This is a genomic window from Sphingomonas sp. IC-11 (genome assembly GCF_021043365.1).
In the GTDB taxonomy this organism is placed as follows: domain Bacteria; phylum Pseudomonadota; class Alphaproteobacteria; order Sphingomonadales; family Sphingomonadaceae; genus Sphingomonas.
Window position 1 is genome coordinate 65,496 of sequence record NZ_JAJNDU010000006.1, and the last position, 18,628, is coordinate 84,123.

The window sequence follows — 18,628 nt, forward strand, 5'->3', positions numbered from 1 at the left end:
CGATGATGCTCGTTTGCCGCGCGCGATGGCGCCGCGTCTGCACGGCTTTTGCGGCCGCCACCGCCCTCCTCGTTGCCGCGCCCGCGGCCGCGCGGGAGAAGGCCGTCGACCTCGTCGATCCCTTCGTCGGCACGCTCGGTGATTTCGGCCAGCTCACCCCCGCCGCCGTCGCGCCCTACGGCATGGTGCAGCTGGGCCCGGACACGCATCCCAAGAACCACGCAGGCTATGACTTCGCCGCCCGCCAGCTGCGCGGCTTCTCGCACACCCGCGCGGTCGGCGTCGGCTGCGGCGGCGGCGGCGGGGACCTGCTCGTCTCGCTGCTCCCGGAGGGCGCCCCGCCGCTCGCCGCGTTCGACAAGGCAAGCGAGCGCGCCTCCGCCGGCCGCTACCGCGTCACTTACGCCAACGGCATCACCGCCGAGATGACGGCGACGCGCGGCGCCGGGCTGCTGCGCTTCACCGTCGCGAAGCCGGGCCGCTACGTCCTCCGCTTCGACGCGGCCAACGCCTATACCCGCCGCCACGCCGCCACCATCGCCGCGGATCTTCGCGCGAGCATGACCGCGGGCACCGTGTGCGACGAGGGCGCGTACACCATCCACAGCGCCAGCCGCGTCACGCTCGACGGCCGGCCAGCCCCCCTCGCCACTGTTACCGGCGCCGTCGCCACCCTGCCGCTCACCCTCAGGCGCGGTGCGGTGGTGGAGGTGCGCACCGGCCTCTCCACCGTCGATCCCACCGCCGCCGAAATGGTGCGCGATACCGAGCTCGGCGCCCGCCCCTTCGCCGCCGTCCTCGCCGCCACCCGCGCGCGCTGGCAGCACGAGCTCTCCCGCCTCGACGTCGCCGCCCCGCGCGATCGCCGCGCGCTCTTCTACACCTCGCTCTACCGGGTGATGCAGACGCCGGTCACGATCCAGGATCCGGACGGCCGCCACCGCGGCAGCGACGGGCGCATCCACCGCTCCGCCCCGGGCGAGACGCGCTACGCCAGCTGGGCGCTGTGGGACAATTACCGAACCCAGCTCCCGCTCATCGCGCTCATCGATCCCGCCCGCGCCGCGGACATCGCCCGCTCGCTTGTCGCGCTCTACGGCGAGGGCAAGCAGCGCTGGGCGACGAAGACCGAGCCCTTCCTCACCGTCCGCACCGAGCATGCCGGCGTCGCGCTGCTCGATTTCCGCCGTCGCGGGATCACCGGCTTCGACGCCCGCGCCGCGCTCACCGGCATGGTGCGCGAGTCCGACACGCTCCAGCGCGACACGCCCGATCAGCAGATCGAGGCCGCCTATGACGACTGGGCCATCGCGGAGCTCGCCGCCGATCTCGGCGACGCCGCCACCGCCGCCCGCTTCCGCGCCAAGGCGCTCGCGTATCGCCCGATGTGGCGCGCCACTTTCGAGACCCTCGGCGCCGACGCGGACGTGGTGAAGGCGCGCGGCCTCTACCAGGGCACCTTGTGGCAATATCGCTGGGCGCCGGTGTTCGATCTCGACTGGATGGTGGAGACGCTCGGCCGCGCCCGCTTCCTCAGCGAACTCGACACCTTCTTCGCCCGCGGCCTCTACAACATGACCAACCAGCCGGACATCCACGTCCCCTGGCTCTACGCCGCGCTCGGCCGCCCCGCAGCGACCAGCGCGATCGTCCACCGCTACCTCACCCAGCCGGTCGATCACCCTTATGCCAACGAGGGCAAGCGCCCGCAGCCGTGGCACGGCCGCAGCTTCGCGCTCGCGCCGCAGGGCTTTGCGGACGGCATGGATGACGACGCCGGCGCGATGACGGCGTGGTACGTCTGGGGCAGCCTCGGGCTTTACCCCCTGGTGCCGGGGAAGCCGGAATGGGCGGTTGCCGCGCCACTTGTGAACCGTGCGACGCTCCGGCTGGCGAACGGGCGCGTGCTGGACATTCGGAAAAACGGAACGGACGCCCCAACGATCACCTTGGATGGCGTGCCGCAGGCCGGTGGTGCGCTGGCCCTGCGGTGACCCGCGGATCCGGCCCGCGCGGCGGCGTCATTGCCCCTGGTTGATGCGTGCCCAGCCAACCTCGCGCCAGCCGAGCCTGACCGCACCCCCGGTCCGCTAACTTGGGAAGAACGGGCAGCGGCACTCAGCTGAGGTTCGGCCGCAGCCAGCGTTCGACCTCGTCCTTCGGCCGCTCCCGGCGCGCTGCATAGTCCGCGACCTGATCCTGCCCGATCTGCGCGACACCGAAATAGGCCGCATCGGGATGGCCGAAGTAGAAGCCGGAGACCGCCGCGGTCGGCAGCATCGCCATGCTCTCGGTCAGCGTGATACCCGCGACATCGCCCGCCTCGTCGGCCAGCATTGCGAACAATTCGGGCTTCAGCGTGTGATCCGGGCAGGCGGGATAGCCCGGCGCCGGACGGATGCCGCGATATTGCTCGCGGATCAGCGCCTCATTGGTGAGCTGCTCGTCGGGCGCATAGCCCCACAAGGTCGTGCGCACATGCTGGTGCAGCCGCTCGGCAAAGGCCTCGGCAAAACGATCGGCCAGCGCCTTCAGCAGGATGTCGTTATAGTCGTCGGTATCGGCCTTGAACCGCGCGAGATGCGGGTCGATGCCGTGGATGGCAACGGCGAAGCCGCCCATCCAGTCGCCGTGTGGATCGATGAAATCGGCAAGGCACATGTTGGCCCGCCCTTCGCGCTTCGCGACCTGCTGCCGAAGAAAGCATAGCCGGCGGCTGTCCTCGTTCCGGCGATCGAGGTCGGGGACGCGGATATGCTCGGGCACGCTGCCGCCATCGGGAGTACGGTGATCGTCCGAATGGCGGTGCTGGACGAAGACGTCATCGCCATGGCGGTGGCAGGGCCACAGCCCGACGACGCCGCGCGCGGTGAGCCACTTCTCCGCGATGATCGTGTCGAGCATCGCCTGCGCGTCGGCGTAGAGAGAGCGGGCGCTTTCGCCGACGATCTCGTCATCGAGGATGGCGGGAAAATTGCCCGCCAGCTCCCAGGAGCGGAAGAAGGGCGTCCAGTCGATCACCTCGCGCAGGTCCGCGAGATCCCAATCGTCGAACCGGTGCACGCCGGGCTGAAGCGGCGCGTGCGGCTTCAGCGCCATGTCGGCGACGAACGCATTGGCGCGCGCCTTTTCCAGCGGCACGAGGTTCGACCCGCTGGCATTGGCGCGCTTGACGCGCACCTCCTCATATTCCGCCTTGGTCTTGGCCACGAACTCGGTCGATTGCGTGTCGGACACCAAGGACGTGCACACGCCGACCGCGCGGCTCGCGTCGAGCACATGGACCACCGCCCCCTTGTAGGCGGGGTCGATCTTCAGCGCGGTGTGGACGCGGCTCGTCGTCGCGCCGCCGATCAGCAGCGGCATCGTCATGCCGGCGCGCTGCATCTCTTCCGCGACCGTCACCATCTCGTCGAGCGAGGGCGTGATGAGGCCGGAGAGGCCGATCATGTCGGCATCATGTTCGACCGCTGCCTCGAGGATTCGGGTCCAGGGCACCATCACGCCGAGGTCCACGATCTCGAAGCCGTTGCACTGGAGCACGACGCCGACGATGTTCTTGCCGATATCGTGGACGTCGCCCTTCACCGTCGCGAGCACGATCTTGCCCTTGCCCTTGGCGCCCGGCTCCTTCGATGCCTCGATAAAGGGCAGCAGGTGCGCCACCGCCTTTTTCATCACGCGGGCGGACTTCACCACCTGCGGCAGGAACATCTTGCCCGATCCGAACAGGTCGCCGACGACGTTCATGCCGTCCATCAGCGGGCCTTCGATCACCTCGATCGGCTTGGCCGCCTGCTGCCGCGCCTCCTCGGTATCCTCGACGACAAAGGCGTCCAGCCCCTTGACCAGCGCATGTTCCAGCCGCTTCTCGACCGGCCACGTCCGCCATTCGAGCGCGGCGGTGTCGTCGGCGCCGGCGCCCTTCTGCCCCTTGTAGCGTTCGGCGATGCGGATCAGACGATCGGTCGGCGTCTCGTCCGCGCTGCGCGCCGGCCGGTTGAGGATCACATCCTCGCACGCCTCGCGCAGTTCGGGGTCGATCTGGTCATAGACGTCGAGCTGCCCCGCGTTGACGATCGCCATGTCGAGCCCGGCGGGGATCGCATGGTAGAGGAACACCGAATGCATCGCGCGGCGCACCGGCTCGTTGCCGCGGAAGCTGAACGAGAGGTTCGACAACCCGCCCGAGAAATGGACGTGCGGGCAGCTTGCCTTGATCCGCTTCACCGCATTGATGAAATCGACGCCGTAATTGTTGTGCTCATCGATCCCCGTCGCCACCGCGAACACATTGGGATCGAAGATGATGTCCTCCGGCGGGAAGCCGATGCCGGTCAGCAGCGTGTAGGCGCGCTGGCAGATGTCGACCTTGCGATCCTCGGTATCCGCCTGCCCGACCTCGTCGAACGCCATGACCACGACGGCGGCGCCATAGGCCATGCACTTCCTGGCCTCGGCGAGGAATTTCTCCTCGCCTTCCTTCATGCTGATCGAATTGACGATCGGCTTGCCCGATACGCATTTCAGCCCGGCCTCGATCACCTCCCACTTGGAGCTGTCGATCATCACCGGCACGCGCGCGATGTCGGGCTCGGCCGCGATCCGCTTCAGGAAGGTGGTCATCGCCTCGACCGCGTCGAGCAGGCCCTCGTCCATGTTGACGTCGATGATCTGCGCGCCGTTTTCGACCTGATTGAGCGCGACGGTGACCGCCGCGTCATAGTCGCCGGCCATGATCAGCTTCTTGAACGCCGCGGAGCCCGTGACGTTGGTCCGCTCACCGATGTTGACGAACTGGGTGGAGGAGGTCGGTTGGGAGGCCATGATATCCAGTATATTCCGTGCGTGCCGGGCATGCCCGCGACACGGCCGCGCGGGGGCGGCCGGCGACAGCGAAGCCGCGGCTAGGCGGCCATGGTGAACGGTTCGAGCCCGGCGAGCCGCGTGCGCACCGGCGGCACCGGGATCGTGCGCGGGGCAAGGCCGCGCACCGCGTCGGCGATCGCCTTGATATGCGCAGGCGTCGACCCGCAGCAGCCGCCCAGCACGTTGACCTGCCCCGCCTCGGCCCATTCCCTGACCAGCCCGGCGGTCGTCTCCGGCGCCTCGTCATAGGCGCCCAGTTCGTTGGGCAGGCCGGCGTTGGGATAGACCATGATCAGCGTGTCGCAGATCTCGCTCAGCGTCTTCACATGCGGGCGAAGCTGCTGCGCGCCGAACGAGCAATTGAGCCCGATCGTCACTGGCTTCGCGTGGCGCACGGCGTGCCAGAACGCCTCCACCGTATGGCCCGACAGGTTGCGGCCCGACAGGTCGGTCAGCGTCATCGACAGCATGATCGGCACGTCGCGGCCGATCGCGGCGCCCGCCTCCTGCGCGGCCATCACGCCGGCCTTGGCGTTCAGCGTGTCGAACACCGTCTCGATCAGGATGAAGTCCGCGCCGCCCGCGATCAGCGCGTCGGCCTGCTCGCGGTACACCTCCTTCAGATAATCGAAGTCGATCTCGCGAAAGCCGGGGTCGTTGACGTCGGGCGACAGTGACAGCGTCTTGTTGGTCGGCCCGATCGCGCCGGCGACGAAGCGGCGACGGCCGTCGCGCGCGGCATATTCGTCGGCGATGCGACGCGCCATGGCGGCGCTTTCCACGTTGATCTCGCGCACCAAATTCTCGGCGCCATAATCGGCCTGGCTGATGCGGTTGGCCGAGAAGGTGTTGGTTTCGGCAATATCCGCGCCCGCCTCGAAATAGGCGCGGTGGATCGATTCGGGCACCTCCGGCTTGGTCAGCGCGAGGATGTCGTTGTTGCCCTTCTGGTCATGGCTGAGGTCGAGCGTGCCGGCATAATCCGCTTCCGACAGCTTCCAGTTCTGGATTTCGGTGCCGAATGCCCCGTCAGTGACGAGGATCCGCTCGCGTGCGGCAGCGAGCAGGGCTTCGCGGGCGCCCTCGGGCGCAGATTGGGCGTGGCTGGGCATGAAGCGCAGCATATAAAGATATCTTTATATGTTCAAGCCAAGTGGTCAGAGCATCCCGGCAGGCACGATCACGCGGCGGCCATCAGCCCGCGTGAGCACCTCCACGCCCACGCCATAAGCGTCCGCGAGGTGCGCCGGGGTCATCACCAGATCGGTTGGCCCATGTGCCAGGACGCGGCCGTCCTTCAACAGCAACACCGCGTCAGCGATTGCGGCCGCCTGCGTCAGATCGTGCAGCACCACCACCACGCCCATGCCGCCCGCCGCCGCCGCGCGCAGCAGTGCCAGTGTTTCCAGCTGATGGAGTGGATCGAGGCTGGCGAGCGGCTCGTCGGCGAGCAGCCAGCGCGGCTCCCCGGCGAGCACGCGGGCCAGCAAGACGCGGGCACGTTCACCGCCCGACAGGTCGCGCACATGTCGGCCCTCAAGGCCCGTGGTGCGTGTGGCGGTGAGCGCGCGCGCAACGGCGGCGGTGTCGTCGTCGCCGTGCGGCAGGCGGCCAAGCGCCACCAGATCACGCACGCGCATGTTCCAATGCACCACCGCATCCTGGGGCAGATAGCCGATCGTTCGCGCCCGATCGCGCGGCGGCAGCGCGGCGACGTCGACCCCCTCGATGCTCACCGCGCCAGCCTCCACCGGCACCAGCGCGGCGGCGGCGCGCAGCAGCGTGCTCTTGCCCGCGCCGTTGGCGCCCAGCACCACCGTCACCCGCCCGGGCGCGAAGGCAGCGTCGATACCGTGGAGGATGCGCCGCCGCCCGAGCGTGACGGCAAGGTTGCTGGCGATCAGCCCCATGACCGCCCTCGCTCGCCCAGCAGCAAGGCGAGGAAAAACGGCGCACCGATCAGCGCCATGGCGACGCCCAGCCGCACCTCGCCCGCGCCGGGGACGAGCCGGCACAAGGTATCCGCGCCGAGCACCAGCGCCGCGCCGCCAAGCGCGCTCGGCACCAGCAACGCCGAGGGCCGCGCACCGACGAGCGGGCGCAGCAGATGCGGCACGACCAGCCCGACGAAACCGATCACCCCGGTCACCGCGACGCCTGCGCCGACCGCCAGCCCCGTCCCCGCGATCACCAGCGCCTGCAGGCGCCTGAGGTCCACCCCCAGCGACCGTGCCGCGTCGCTGCCGAGCGTCAGCGCATCAAGGCTGCGCCCAGTGATGAGCAGCAGCATCGCGCCGGCCAGCATGAAGGGCGCGGCATGGGCAAGATCGGCGAAGCTGCGATCGGTCAGCGCGCCCATCAGCCAGTCGAGCACCTCGGCCACCACATAGGGGTTAGGCGCGACCGAGATGAGAAAGGCGGTGAGCGCGGCGGCGAGGCTGGCGAGCACCGATCCCGCCAGCACGAAGGCGGCCGGGCTCTCCGCGCGCCAGGTGAGCGCGGCGAGCAGCGCCATCGCGCCCATCGCGGCGGCCATGGCGGCGGCGAACACGCCCCATTGGCTCCCCACTCCCAGCACCAGCGCGGCAACCGCGCCCAGCGCCGCGGCGGAGGAGACACCCAGCACGCCCGGGTCGGCGAGCGGGTTGCGCAGCCACCCCTGAAGCACCGCGCCCGACAGGCCCAGCACCGCGCCGAGCACCAGGGCGAGCAGGGCGCGCGGCAGGCGCAGTTCGACGATGATCATCCAGCGCGGGTCGCCCGAACACCACGCATCCAGCGGCACCCACGCCTTGCCCGCCATCAGCGAAGCGGCGAACAGCAGCAGGACCAGCAGCAGCAGCGCGGGGTTGAGCGACACGCGGCTCATGCGCCGTGGCCCCGGCGGATCGCGGCAAGCCGCTCCAGCGCCAGCGGGATCGTCGGGCCGCCGCAATTGACGAGGCTGCGGGGAAAGGGAAGGTCGCGCGTCGTCGCGCCGGTGGCGGCAAGCAGGCGGCGGCGCGTGGCCGCCGTGCGCCCGCCAGCGTCCGGCGACATGATCAGCGCGGGGGGATCGGCGATGATCGTCTCCACCGGCAATCGCCCGGTCATCGACAGGCCGTAATCGGCGGCGGCATCGCGCAGCCCGACATGGCGCATCATCTCATGCAGCAGCGTGCCGTTACCATTGGCCAGGTCGCCGCCGATGAACAGCAAGGCGGACGGCTGCGCCCCTTCCCCGCGGGTCGCCGCCAGCGCGCCGGCGATCTGTGCATCTAGCGCACGGCCACGCGCCGGTGCGCCGACGGCTGCCGCAACCTCAGCGATCTGCGCCCGGCTGGCCGCGATGGTGGTCGGGGAACCAAGGTACAGGGTGCGGAGCCCCGCCCGCGCGAACGCCGCGCGGGTCGCGGGCGGCGTGAAGCTGCTGGCGATCGCCAGATCGGGGGCGAGCGCGATCACCTCCTCCGCAGTGCCCGCGGTGGCGCGGAAGCGGCGCGCCACGTCGAGCGGGAGCGAGGTGGCGCGGGGATCCTGCGAATAATGGCTGATCGCGGCGATCCGCTGCGGCGGGACCAGCGCGAGCAGCATCTGGTCCGCGCAAGGGTTGAGCGAGACGATGCCGCCGCCCGCCCCACCGCGCGCGGGCGCCGCGCCGGAGCAGCCGGCCAGCAACAGTGCAAGGAGCAGGATCAACCGCATCGATCACCAGCCTACCGTCCCCGGCCCCGCCCCGTCGCGACCAAAATGAGCGCGACGGGCGGGAGCCGGAGCGATGACGGCTCAGTCCAGTTTCACGCGCAGGCCGCCATAGGCCGCGCGCCCGATCGTGCCGTAATTGGCGACCACGCGATAATCGGCGTCGAACACATTTTCGACGCGGCCATAGATCGACAGGCGATCATTCAGCGGCAGTTCGGCGCGCAGATTCGTCAATGTATAGCCGTCGAGCCGCACGCGATTGGCGGCGTCGTCGAAACTGTCGCCCAACGTCAGCACGGTCGCGCCGAGCGCCAAGCCGAAGGGGAAGCGATAGTCTGCCGACACGCTGACGCTGTCCGCCGGGCGGCGGGCCAGCTCATTGCCGACCAGCCCGGCGCTGCGGTTCTCGCTGTCGATATGGCTGTAGGATGCGTTGATCGTGAAGCGATCGACCGGGCGCATCAGCAGCGCGAACTCGGCGCCCTTGGCCCGCGTGCGCGCGATGTTGCTGTAGGTGAAGGTCAGCGCGTCGAAATCGATCTGGTTGCGGGTATGGCGGCTGAAATAGGTCGCGCTGGCGACCAACCGGTCATCGACAAGCCTCTGCTCTATTCCCGCATCCCAGCTCTTCGCGGTTTCCGCGTCCAGCGTCGGCGTGCCGTAGAAGGGCGCGTACAGCTGGTACAGGGTCGGCGCCTTGAACCCCTCGGCATAGCTGGCGCGCAGCGTGGTGCCGGTCGGCAGCGTATAAGCGGCGTTGGCGGCAAAGGTAGTGCGCCCGCCAAAGGCATCGTCGTCGTCGTGGCGCACGCCGCCAGTGATGGCGAGGCCGGCGACGGGGGTCAGGATCACTTCGCCCCAGAAGCTGGTCGTGCCGCGGCTGAAGCGATCGGTGCCATCGGCGAGGCGGGTCGTCTCATGCTCTGCCCCCAGCACGACGCGGATTTCGTCGGTTGCCTGCAGATCGCCCTTGTAGGTGTAGCGTTCGCTACGCCCGCGCGACAGGAATTGCGGCGCGGCGCTGAGGTCGGGATCATAATTGTCGCGGTCGATATCGGCGATCTGGAAGGCGAGCAGGTTGCGGAACCGGCCGTCGAGGAAATCGGCGTTCAGACCGGCATAGCCGTACAATTCCTGCGCGGTCGAATATTCACGCGTATCGGCAAAGGCGAAGGTCGGCGCGGGAAAGCCATCGAGGTCGGTGCGGCTGTCCGCCCAATAGCCGCGCAGATCGAGGCGGATGTTGGGCGCGAACGCCACCTCCACCCGCCCGCTGGCGCCATATTGGCGATAGCCGTCCCGCTCGGTGCCACGGTCATAAGCGGAAATGCCGTCGGTGCGCAGGTATCCGCCGGTGAGCGCGGCGGAGACGATTCCGCTGCCCCCCGAAATGCCGCCGCTGGCGAACAGCGTGTCCATCGCGCCATATTCGACATTGCCGCGCGCGCGCAGCTGCTGCGTCGGCGCCTGGGTGATGACGTTGACGACGCCGCCGATCGCCTGACTGCCCCAGGGGACCGAATTGGGCCCGCGCACCACCTCCACCCGCTCGACCGAGGCACTGAGCAGGTTGGCGAAATCGAACGCGCCGCCGGGCGAGGAAGGGTCGTTGACGCGCACACCGTCGATCAGCGTCAGCGTCTGATCCGCCTCCGCGCCGCGGATCCGCACGTAATTGACGGTGCCGACACCGCCGTTGCGCGTCACCGTGACGCCCGGCGTCGTCTGCAACAGGTCGCTCAGCACCACCGTCTGCCGCTGCTCGATCGTGTCGCGGTCGATGATCGTCACCGCCTGCCCGGTGGTGTCGACATCCTGCGGAACGCCGCTCGCCGTCACCACGATGTCGCCGCGCGGCGATGCGTCCTGCGCCCCCTCCTGTGCGAGCGCGGGCGCAGCGATCAGGGTGGCGGATGCCGCCAGCCAATAGATTGTCTTCATTGTTCTTGCCCCAACAACAGGGCTGCGGCCGGCACCATGCAGGCGCCGTCCGTCAGCCGATCCCTCTTGTCGCTCGCTCGAGGGTTTCGGCCTCGTCCGCCCGGCACACCCCGTCCGCGCGATGGATCGACGTGCGACCGGCAGGTCTCCTGGCTCTCGGGTCAGCGTGCCGCCCGGCCTTCCCGAGGTCAGAAGACCCCAGTGGCGCGGATGGGCGACACTCGCCGATCACAGTTGCGGGGGCAGCGCGGGATCAGGCCAGCAGCCTTTCCCGACTTCCCTTTTCATCCCGTCTCCGGGAACCGTTCGCGGCCGCGCCCCTAGAGCGGGTACGGCCGATCCGTCAATATTCGACGCCCTTTTGCGCGTTGAACCCAGCATTGAACGGATGTCTCACCTCGCCAAACTCGGTGACGAGATCGGCGATCTCGACCAGCTCTGCCCGAGCGCCGCGCCCGGTGACGCAGATATGCTTGGTCAGCGGCCGCTCCTTCAGGAACGCCAGCACCTCCGCCGAGGGCAAGGTCTCATCGGCGAGCACGATGTTGAGTTCGTCGAGGATCACGAAGTCGATCTCGGGATCGAGGATCAGCTCCTTTGCGCGATCCCAGCCGCGCCGCGCGGCAGCAATGTCGCGCGCGCGATCCTGCGTGTCCCAGGTGAACCCCTCCCCCATGCTTTCGAAGGTGACCAGGTCGGACGGGTGATCGGTGAAGAAGTTGCGCTCGCCCGTTTCCCAGGTGCCCTTCACGAACTGCAGGATCGCGACGCGCATCCCCCAGCCGATCGAGCGGATCGCCATGCCGAAGGCGGCGGAGGACTTCCCCTTGCCGTTGCCGGTGTGGACGATCAGCAGCCCGCGTTCGAGCGTGCGGCGGGCCTGCATCCGGTCCCGCGCCACCTTCATGCGGCGCATCCGTTCATTATGGCGGGCGTGATCGTCGGTCGCGTCGGTCATGCGCGGCATATCTCCCGCTCACCCCAAGGAAGCAACCGCTCGCCAAGCAGACGGCCGACTTCTAGGGTGAGCGAAAAGGGGGACGCCGATGATCCGCAAGACGATGCTGATGGGCCTGATGCTTGGCCTCGCGCCGCTGCCAGCGCTGGCCGAACCGGCCAGGGATCCGCTGGCCGGCACCACCCGCATGGCTGCTGTCGCTTCCTGAAGCAGGGGCAGACGGCGTCTCCGCCCGCCTGCTCTACATGACGGCGCTGCGCACCGGCCTCGGCTCCGCGCCGATCGGCCTGGATCGTGCCCAACCCGGCCCGGCACAGATCCTGGTCATCCGCCGCCTGGGCAAGAAGGTCGCTTTCGAGCTCGAAAACCCACGCTTCCGCGCCACTGGCGGCTCCGCCGCCGAGCAGGCGGCGGCCAGCGACGCCTTTGCCACCTCAATCCTGTGGATGGGCGATGTCATCCCTGGGGCCGATGGGCGCTTTCTCGTCGATATCGCGCCGTTCCTCGCCCGCGATACCAAGGGGATCGCCGATCAGCTGAAGGATGGCGGCGAAAGGGTTGGAAGCTGGTCGGCGATCTCAGCGCGGCAGACGTCAATGCGGTCCGCGCCTTCCCGCTGAACCTCGTGTTCGAGGCACGCCAGACCTTTGCCAGCGATTCCCCGGGGCCGGAGGTACGCAATATTGCCCCGGACCCGCGTCAGTTCACGCTGGTGGTCCGCCACAGCTTCGCCGCCTTGCCGCAGGGGGGCTATACCATGCGTGAATTCGATCCCCGCGGCGGCAGCTTCTCCAGCCAGATCCTCGATTTCGGGGCGCCGCTCGGCCGGCAGATCGTGCGCAACCTTGCCAATCGGTTCCGCCTGGAACGCGTGGACCCGGATGCGCCCCGTTCCCGCGTGAAGAAGCCGATCGTCTTCTACATCGACAATGCCGCGCCGGAGCCGATCCGGACCGCCCTTCTGGAAGGCGCGTCCTGGTGGAAAGCGGCATTCGAAGCAGCTGGTTACATCGATGCTTACCGGGTGGAAATCCTTCCCGACGGCGCTGACCCGCTCGATTTGCGCTACAATGTGGTCAACTGGGTCAATCGGGCGACGCGTGGCTGGTCCTATGGCTATGCGGTCACAGACCCGCGCACGGGCGAGATCCTGAAGGGATCGGTGCTGCTCGGATCATTGCGCGTGCGGCAGGACATGCTGATCTACGAAGGGCTGGTTGGGGCCGCCGCCACGGGCAAGGGCGGCCCCAACGATCCGCGCGAGGTGGCGCTGGCGCGCATCCGGCAGCTCGCCGCCCATGAAGTAGGTCACGCACTTGGGCTACTTCACAATTTCGCGGGCAGCACACAGGATCGCGCATCGGTGATGGATTATCCCGCACCGCGCATCGGGCTCGTCAACGGCGCGCCCGACCTGTCGGACGCTTATGGCGTCGGCCTTGGCGGCTGGGACCTTTACGCGATCGACTGGCTGTATGGCGATCGTCCGGGCAGCGATCCCGATGCCCTCGCCCGTGACAAGGCGGCGGCGGCTCAGCGCCGCGGCCTGCGCTTCGTCGCCGACGAAAACGCCCGTGTCGTTTCCGCATCACAGCCCTGGGGCAGCCTGTGGGACGATGGCGCTGACCCCGCCGCCGAACTTACGCGGATGATGACGGTGCGCGCCGCCGCGGTCGCGCGATTCGGGCCCGAAGTGCTGGCGGCCGACGAACCGGCTTCCAATCTGCGCCGCAAGTTCGTGCCGATCTGGCTGCTGCATCGCTATCAGGTGGAAGCTGCCGCCAAGCTGCTGGGCGGGATCGAGTCCCAATATGCAATGGCGGGTGACGGCCACGGCGCGTCACGCCACGTCGCTGGTTCGGCGCAGGCAGAAGCGCTGCGCGTGTTGCTGGCCACCCTTGAGCCGGCTGCGCTGGACGTTCCTGAGCGGTTGATCCCCTTCCTCTCCGCCGGCTGGTCCGGCGATCGCGATCGGCAGTTCGATATCGAGGTGATGCGCACCGCCGGCAGCACCGCCTTTGATCCCCTGGTGGCGGCACAGGTATCCGCACAGATCACGCTCGACGCCTTGCTGTCGCCCGAGCGGCTGGCGCGGCTCGCGGACCAGCAACGCCGCGATCCCGCGGTGCCAGGGCCAGGCATGCTGGCTGAACGGCTGCTGGCCCTGACGAACGCACCTGCCGCCAATCCGCGCCTCGCCGCGGTTCGCCGCGCTGTCGGTACCCGGATCGTGCTCAGCCTCGCCCGTGCCGCGCGTGCACCGGCCACCGGCAGTGCGGCGGCCAACCGGCTGGACCAGGCGCTGGTCGATTGGGCGACGGCGCAGGTCGGACGCCGCTTCGCCGATGCCGATGATCGCGCCTGGGCGCTCGCCACCGCGCGGCTGTTGCAGGATCGCGAAGCGCTGGCGGCAGCTCTGAAGGATGAGGCAGCCGAGCCGCGCATCCCGCCGGGCATGCCGATCGGCAGCGGCGGCGAGGCCGGCTGACCCTCAGCGAGCCGCAATCCGTTCCAGCGCCTGTCGGTCCAGCAGCGTGATCGCGCGATATCCGCGCGCGATCACGCCCCTACGCTCCAGTGCAGCCAGGTGGCCGTTCACGGTTTTGCGGGACAGGCCGGTCATTTCCGCCAGATCGGCCTGGCTCACCGGAACGTCATGCCCTTCCGCAAACTGAAGCAGCCGCATCGCCACCCGCCCGCCGGGCGTCTGGATAAGCAGATGCGCGGCCAGCCGGGTCATCTGCTCGAGCTGAGCGTAAACAAGTTCGTTGATCGCGCGCCACAATCCCGGGTCGCGTGCCGCCGCACGGTCCAGTGCATCGTCGGTGATCATCAGCACCCGTGAGGCGGTGTTTGCCCGCACCGTCAGCAAGCGTGGCCCGCCACCGCTCCGTCGTGTTTGCCCAAGGATGGCCGGCGCCGGCGCCAGCCCGATCAACACGTCCCGCTCGGCACCCAGCGCCACTTCGAGCCGCACAGCCCCTTCGATAACAGCGCATAGCCCGGTTCCTTCGTCGCCCTGGCTGTACACCCACTGGCCGCGCCGCAAGGTCACCATCCGCCCTGCCTCTGCCAACCGGTTCTGCAAGGCGGCCGGCTGTCGCGCGAACCAGCCATTGCGGGCCAGCGCCGCGACGGTGCCATGATCAACTGTCACCTTGGTGACATTATCCGCAAAGCCGATCCGATAAAACCGGCAACAGACATAAGCAGGAGTGGATCATGGCAACGCAGCTGAAGGATCGCGTCACCACGCGCCCGATCGGGGCCAATGTCGGGGTAGAGTTCGAAGGGGTCGATCTGAACCACCTGGACGACGAGACGTTCGCCGCCATGCGCACCGCGCTCGCCGACCACGGCCTCGTCTTCGTTCGCAATCAGCAGCTTACGCCCGAACAGCATATCGCCTTTGCTCGGCGCTGGGGCGCGATCGACATCAACAATTACTTCCCCGCCAACGGCGGCCACCCGGAAATCGCGGAGGTGCGCAAGGCGGAAAACCAGCAGACCAATATCGGTGGCGGCTGGCATACTGATCACAGCTACGATCAAGTTCCCGCGATGGGATCGATCCTGCTGGCTCGCGAAACGCCGCCGACCGGTGGCGACACGTTGTTCGCGAGCATGTCAGCGGCTTTCGACTCCCTGTCGGAGGGAATGAAGGCCACGCTGCGCACCATGCGCGCGGTGCATTCGGCGGATCATATCTACAGCAAGGACGGCATTTACTCGAAGACGGATCAGGCCGCCGATCTGAAGGGGCACGATCTGCGCACCCGTGCGGTGCATCCCGTCGTCATCAAGCATCCGCGCACCGGGCGGGAGATCCTCTACGTGAACCCGGCCTTCACACTGCACTTCGACGGGTGGACGCGCGATGAAAGCCTGCCGCTGCTCAGCTACCTCTATCAGCTAGGCATGCGCGAGGAGTTCCAGTGCCGGGTGCAATGGGCACCGGGATCGATCGCCATCTGGGACAATCGTTCAACCTGGCACCACGCCATGAACGACTATCACGGCCACCGCCGACTGATGCACCGCATCACCATCTCTGGCGAGCCGCTCAGTTGAGCGCGCTCGCCACCACGGCTCAGCTCGCCTTCGTCCGCGTATAAGGGACAAAGTCACCTAGCACGACGAAGCTGCGGATCGCGCGTGAGCTGGAATCGATCAATTGCACAGTGTCGGCACCGCACAGCTGCGTGCCGACATTGCGGGTCAGCAGGACGTCGCGGTCATCCAGCTGGTCCGCACCGGACCGTGGCTGATTGACGTACATCTTGCTGCCGACGCGGTAGATGATCGCCTTGCCGTCGATGATCTGGCTGGAGGTAATACCGCCCAGGCTGATGCAGCGGACGGGGGCGCCCGCCACTCGGCCGGCAAGCGCCTTTTCGAACTTGGTTTCGGCAGTGTCGCGGGCCGCGGCACCGGCGGGCGCGGCCAGGACGACGGCCGCAGCAAGCAGGGATGCGATGCGTTTCATGCATCGCTTTTACCCTCCGCCCGCTGAACCGCTGCTGACTGCTTTTCGACAGCGCCACCAGCGATTGCAGCATTGGCAAAGCGGGCTACACGGGGTTGTGCCGCTTACCCCCTCCCCCTTGCGGACGGCTCTTCGCCATGCCGCACTCGCCTGCCTGCTCCTGCTTGCTCCCGCCGCTTCGGTGCTGCGCGCGGAAACCACCGCCTTTGATCTTGCCGGCCCCTCGCTGCGCGTACTGGTCACCCACGGCGACATCACGCTGCCGCTGTCGCAGGTGCCCAACCTGTCGGCGGGCGATCGCATCCGCGTCGTCGCTGACCTGCCGGCGGAGCAAAGCGCACAATATCGGATGGTGCTCGCCTTCCTGCGGGGCGCGACCAATCCGCCGCCCAAGGACTGGCTGGCCGAAGCACGCACGTGGAAGCCAAAAGAAGCGACCATTGACGTGCGCGTGCCGGAAGGGGCGCAGCAAGCGCTGATCTTCCTGGTGCCCGAGACCGGCGGTGCGATCGACGGCGTGGCCAAGGCGGTGCGCGAGCAGCCCGGCGCCTTTGTTCGCGCGTCACAGGAACTGAACCAGGCGATGCTCGATCGCACCCGGCTGGAAACATTTCTCGATCAGGTGCGCCGCCGCGAACCGGCCGAGGTCGCCCGCATTTCTCCCCAACTGGCCGATAGCCTCGCCATCAAGCTCGATTCCGCTTGCCTCCTACGTCAGCCGGATCCGCGCGCCGCCTGCCTCGCGCAGAGCGGCAATGCCGCCGTTCTGGCGGACAGCCAGACCAGTTCAATCGCGCAGACGCTCGCCGGCGCCCCGGCCAATATCGCGCTGCAACTCAGTGCCACCCCGCAGGGCGGCTTTGGCTATTACAGCGGCTACATCGGCGTGGTCCGTGACCTCGCCCGCATGCTCGGCGCGTTTCAATCGGCGCAGCTGCGGTTCATCCCGGCACTCGGCGTTCCGCGCGAGGGCCGGATGGAATTGCTGCTCAATACCGTGCCTTCGTTCCGCAAGCCGCAGTCCGTGCTTGTCGCCGCGCTGCCGACGGTCGCGCCGCCGATCCTGCCGGTCCTGTCCGTGAAGGATATCGGACCGCGCTGTTTGACGGCGCCCACCCTCACCCTCCCGGTCGGCGGTGCGCCGCTGGTCTTTTCCACCGGTTACGCGCGGGCGATGACCCTCCGGGTGCCGACCGCCGCCGGAACAACGCTCGATCTGCCAGTCACGGCTAATCCGGCAGCCGGCGGCTTTGTCGTTGGCGATGTCGGGACACCGCCGGTGACGCTCGCTGAGGGAGCTGAGGCGCGGCTGCAGGGCTTTTGGGGGTTCCAGCCCTTCGACGGCCCACGCTTTCGCCTTGCCAGCCCGGCGCAGGACGCATGGCGTGCGGATGGTGCCACCCTGGTGGTCGGACGCGACACGCCGCTTACCCTGTCCGGCGGTGCGGCAGCCTGTGTGGCGCAGGTCTGGCTGGAGCGTGATGGCGAGCAACGCGCCGTGGCCTGGAACGCGGAAGCGAATGGCACGCTCTCGCTCAAGGTTCCGCTTGCCGGCATCGAGCCCGGCCCGGTGGCACTGCTGATCCGCAGCCACGGCATGGATCGGCCAAGGCGATTGGACCTACGGGCCTATGCCGAGGCCTCCCGCATCACCGGCTTCACGCTCCACGCCGGTGACCGCACGGGCATGCTCGCGGGCACTCGCCTCGATCAGGTGAAGGTGCTGGAAATCGGCGCGGTGATCTTCGAGGCGGCAAAGCTGGGCCGCGAAGGGACTGCCGACCGGCTTGAGATGGCCGCGGAAAGCGCGGCGGAGCAGTTAAAGCCCGGCGAACTAACTGGCCGCGCTACGCTGGCCGACGGCCGAACCGTGCGCGTTCCTGTCCGAATCCTTCCGGCGCGTCCCCGCTCAACACCCATATCCACATCGCTGGAACGCGTTGGACCTGCAGCGGCAGTCCCGCTGACGCTTGCCGACGCCGGGCTGGTGCCTCAGGATGCTCGGCTCACCTTTTCGCTGCGCGCTGCCGGCTCCACCCGCTTCGCGGCAGGCGACCGGATCGAGGTGGAAGCAATCGAGACCGGCGCCTCGACGCAGCTCCCCATCCGCCTTCAGGACGATCGCGTGGCGATCGCTACGCTGGATCCCGCTTCCGCGCTGGGCGAATCAGCGCGCGGGCCCCTGCGCTTCCGGCTGGTACAGGGCGACGTGGTGGGTGACTGGCAGCCGCTGGCGACCCTGGTACGCCTGCCGCGCCTCAGCTCGATTTCCTGTGCTGCGGACAACAACACCTGCACGCTCGCCGGCACCGGGCTATTCCTGATCAGTCGGATCACGGGGGCCGCCGACGCCGTTGTGCCCGATGGCTTCACGGGCAGCACGCTGCAGGTGCCGCGTCCCGCCGATGGCAAGCTGCGCCTCTACCTGCGCGACGCGCCTGGCGCCGCCGCAACCGTTGATGTGCCAGCGGCGGCAGCGGCCTCGCGCAACAAGGTTCAGTGAACCGCCCGGCTCGGCATCGGCTGCGGCGGGACACCGCGCCCGTCCAGCGTGACCAAAGCCGCGTTCAGATGAAGGCTCGTCTCTGACAACCCGAGCCCGTCTGCCACCCGCAACGCCCGCCGTACCGCATCGATCAGATGCACACTCGCTTCCTTACGCATTGCGACGCCCTGCCCACTGCGGCTTC

Annotated in this window: 15 protein-coding genes and 1 riboswitch; of the genes, 5 read left to right on the forward strand and 10 right to left on the reverse strand. The window is 68.4% G+C overall.

The genetic code is table 11. From position 1 onward, the window contains the following. The first annotated feature begins 2 nt into the window (after positions 1–2). Entirely contained in the window at positions 3–1,994 is a 1,992-nt protein-coding gene (locus LQ954_RS15085; protein ID WP_231023879.1) for a glycoside hydrolase domain-containing protein, read from the forward strand. A 124-nt stretch (positions 1,995–2,118) separates the two neighbouring features. Here the strand turns inward: LQ954_RS15085 and metH are convergent, their stop codons facing one another. The 7 genes from metH to cobO all read right to left on the reverse strand — a co-directional run bounded on the left by metH (position 2,119) and on the right by cobO (position 11,452). After that, complete coding sequence (metH, locus tag LQ954_RS15090) at positions 2,119–4,827, reverse strand: methionine synthase (RefSeq protein WP_231023880.1); 2,709 nt, start codon at positions 4,825–4,827, stop codon at positions 2,119–2,121. An 80-nt stretch (positions 4,828–4,907) separates the two neighbouring features. Then, positions 4,908–5,993 (reverse strand): homocysteine S-methyltransferase family protein, encoded by a 1,086-nt coding sequence (locus tag LQ954_RS15095; protein ID WP_231023882.1) that lies wholly within the window; start codon positions 5,991–5,993, stop codon positions 4,908–4,910. A gap of 33 nt (positions 5,994–6,026) precedes the next feature. Further along, positions 6,027–6,779, reverse strand: a complete 753-nt coding sequence (locus LQ954_RS15100; RefSeq protein ID WP_231023883.1) for an ABC transporter ATP-binding protein — start codon at positions 6,777–6,779, stop codon at positions 6,027–6,029. Continuing rightward, a complete protein-coding gene (locus tag LQ954_RS15105) occupies positions 6,770–7,738 on the reverse strand; it encodes a FecCD family ABC transporter permease (protein ID WP_231023884.1) in 969 nt (322 codons plus the stop codon). Before LQ954_RS15105 ends, LQ954_RS15100 begins: the two co-directional genes overlap by 10 nt. Beyond that, a complete protein-coding gene (locus LQ954_RS15110) occupies positions 7,735–8,553 on the reverse strand; it encodes an ABC transporter substrate-binding protein (protein WP_231023885.1) in 819 nt (272 codons plus the stop codon). Before LQ954_RS15110 ends, LQ954_RS15105 begins: the two co-directional genes overlap by 4 nt. A gap of 81 nt (positions 8,554–8,634) precedes the next feature. After that, a complete protein-coding gene (locus tag LQ954_RS15115; RefSeq protein WP_231023886.1) occupies positions 8,635–10,494 on the reverse strand; it encodes a TonB-dependent receptor plug domain-containing protein in 1,860 nt (619 codons plus the stop codon). 121 nt (positions 10,495–10,615) lie between these two features. Next, positions 10,616–10,816: riboswitch (cobalamin riboswitch) on the reverse strand. Positions 10,817–10,837: 21 nt separating this feature from the next. Beyond that, positions 10,838–11,452 (reverse strand): cob(I)yrinic acid a,c-diamide adenosyltransferase, encoded by a 615-nt coding sequence (cobO, locus tag LQ954_RS15120; RefSeq protein ID WP_227772804.1) that lies wholly within the window; start codon positions 11,450–11,452, stop codon positions 10,838–10,840. Between the two features lie 245 nt (positions 11,453–11,697). Here cobO and LQ954_RS15125 point away from each other — a divergent pair, with 245 nt between their 5' ends. Together LQ954_RS15125 and LQ954_RS15130 are read left to right on the forward strand one after the other, a co-directional pair. Beyond that, positions 11,698–12,072 (forward strand): hypothetical protein, encoded by a 375-nt coding sequence (locus LQ954_RS15125; protein ID WP_231023887.1) that lies wholly within the window; start codon positions 11,698–11,700, stop codon positions 12,070–12,072. 5 nt (positions 12,073–12,077) lie between these two features. Next, entirely contained in the window at positions 12,078–13,940 is a 1,863-nt protein-coding gene (locus tag LQ954_RS15130) for a zinc-dependent metalloprotease (RefSeq protein WP_231023888.1), read from the forward strand. 3 nt (positions 13,941–13,943) lie between these two features. Here LQ954_RS15130 and LQ954_RS15135 read toward each other — a convergent pair whose 3' ends face one another. After that, positions 13,944–14,609 (reverse strand): Crp/Fnr family transcriptional regulator, encoded by a 666-nt coding sequence (locus LQ954_RS15135; protein ID WP_227772802.1) that lies wholly within the window; start codon positions 14,607–14,609, stop codon positions 13,944–13,946. 65 nt (positions 14,610–14,674) lie between these two features. Between LQ954_RS15135 and LQ954_RS15140 the strand changes: the two genes are divergently transcribed. Then, on the forward strand, positions 14,675–15,523 hold the full coding sequence (locus LQ954_RS15140; RefSeq protein ID WP_231023889.1) for a TauD/TfdA dioxygenase family protein: 849 nt from the start codon (positions 14,675–14,677) through the stop codon (positions 15,521–15,523). A 19-nt stretch (positions 15,524–15,542) separates the two neighbouring features. Here the strand turns inward: LQ954_RS15140 and LQ954_RS15145 are convergent, their stop codons facing one another. Next, the gene (locus tag LQ954_RS15145) at positions 15,543–15,938 is read right to left on the reverse strand and encodes a hypothetical protein (protein WP_231023891.1); all 396 of its coding nucleotides are present in this window, start codon (positions 15,936–15,938) and stop codon (positions 15,543–15,545) included. Between the two features lie 118 nt (positions 15,939–16,056). Here LQ954_RS15145 and LQ954_RS15150 point away from each other — a divergent pair, with 118 nt between their 5' ends. After that, entirely contained in the window at positions 16,057–18,441 is a 2,385-nt protein-coding gene (locus LQ954_RS15150; RefSeq protein WP_231023892.1) for a hypothetical protein, read from the forward strand. On the opposite strand, the gene LQ954_RS15155 is transcribed toward LQ954_RS15150, so the two are convergent. Further along, positions 18,435–18,602, reverse strand: a complete 168-nt coding sequence (locus LQ954_RS15155) for a hypothetical protein (protein WP_227772798.1) — start codon at positions 18,600–18,602, stop codon at positions 18,435–18,437. The genes LQ954_RS15150 and LQ954_RS15155 overlap by 7 nt on opposite strands. Positions 18,603–18,628 lie beyond the last annotated feature (26 nt).

What these genes read in the sequence shown, in the direction of transcription:
- LQ954_RS15110 (WP_231023885.1), bottom strand. Translation starts at nt 8,553, where the DNA reads ATGCGGTTGATCCTGCTCCTTGCACTGTTGCTGGCCGGCTGCTCCGGC.
- LQ954_RS15100 (WP_231023883.1), bottom strand. Translation starts at nt 6,779, where the DNA reads ATGGGGCTGATCGCCAGCAACCTTGCCGTCACGCTCGGGCGGCGGCGC.
- LQ954_RS15145 (WP_231023891.1), bottom strand. Translation starts at nt 15,938, where the DNA reads ATGAAACGCATCGCATCCCTGCTTGCTGCGGCCGTCGTCCTGGCCGCG.
- metH (WP_231023880.1), bottom strand. Translation starts at nt 4,827, where the DNA reads ATGGCCTCCCAACCGACCTCCTCCACCCAGTTCGTCAACATCGGTGAG.
- LQ954_RS15125 (WP_231023887.1), top strand. Translation starts at nt 11,698, where the DNA reads ATGACGGCGCTGCGCACCGGCCTCGGCTCCGCGCCGATCGGCCTGGAT.
- LQ954_RS15115 (WP_231023886.1), bottom strand. Translation starts at nt 10,494, where the DNA reads ATGAAGACAATCTATTGGCTGGCGGCATCCGCCACCCTGATCGCTGCG.
- LQ954_RS15105 (WP_231023884.1), bottom strand. Translation starts at nt 7,738, where the DNA reads ATGAGCCGCGTGTCGCTCAACCCCGCGCTGCTGCTGCTGGTCCTGCTG.
- cobO (WP_227772804.1), bottom strand. Translation starts at nt 11,452, where the DNA reads ATGACCGACGCGACCGACGATCACGCCCGCCATAATGAACGGATGCGC.
- LQ954_RS15140 (WP_231023889.1), top strand. Translation starts at nt 14,675, where the DNA reads ATGGCAACGCAGCTGAAGGATCGCGTCACCACGCGCCCGATCGGGGCC.
- LQ954_RS15155 (WP_227772798.1), bottom strand. Translation starts at nt 18,602, where the DNA reads ATGCGTAAGGAAGCGAGTGTGCATCTGATCGATGCGGTACGGCGGGCG.
- LQ954_RS15085 (WP_231023879.1), top strand. Translation starts at nt 3, where the DNA reads ATGATGCTCGTTTGCCGCGCGCGATGGCGCCGCGTCTGCACGGCTTTT.
- LQ954_RS15095 (WP_231023882.1), bottom strand. Translation starts at nt 5,993, where the DNA reads ATGCTGCGCTTCATGCCCAGCCACGCCCAATCTGCGCCCGAGGGCGCC.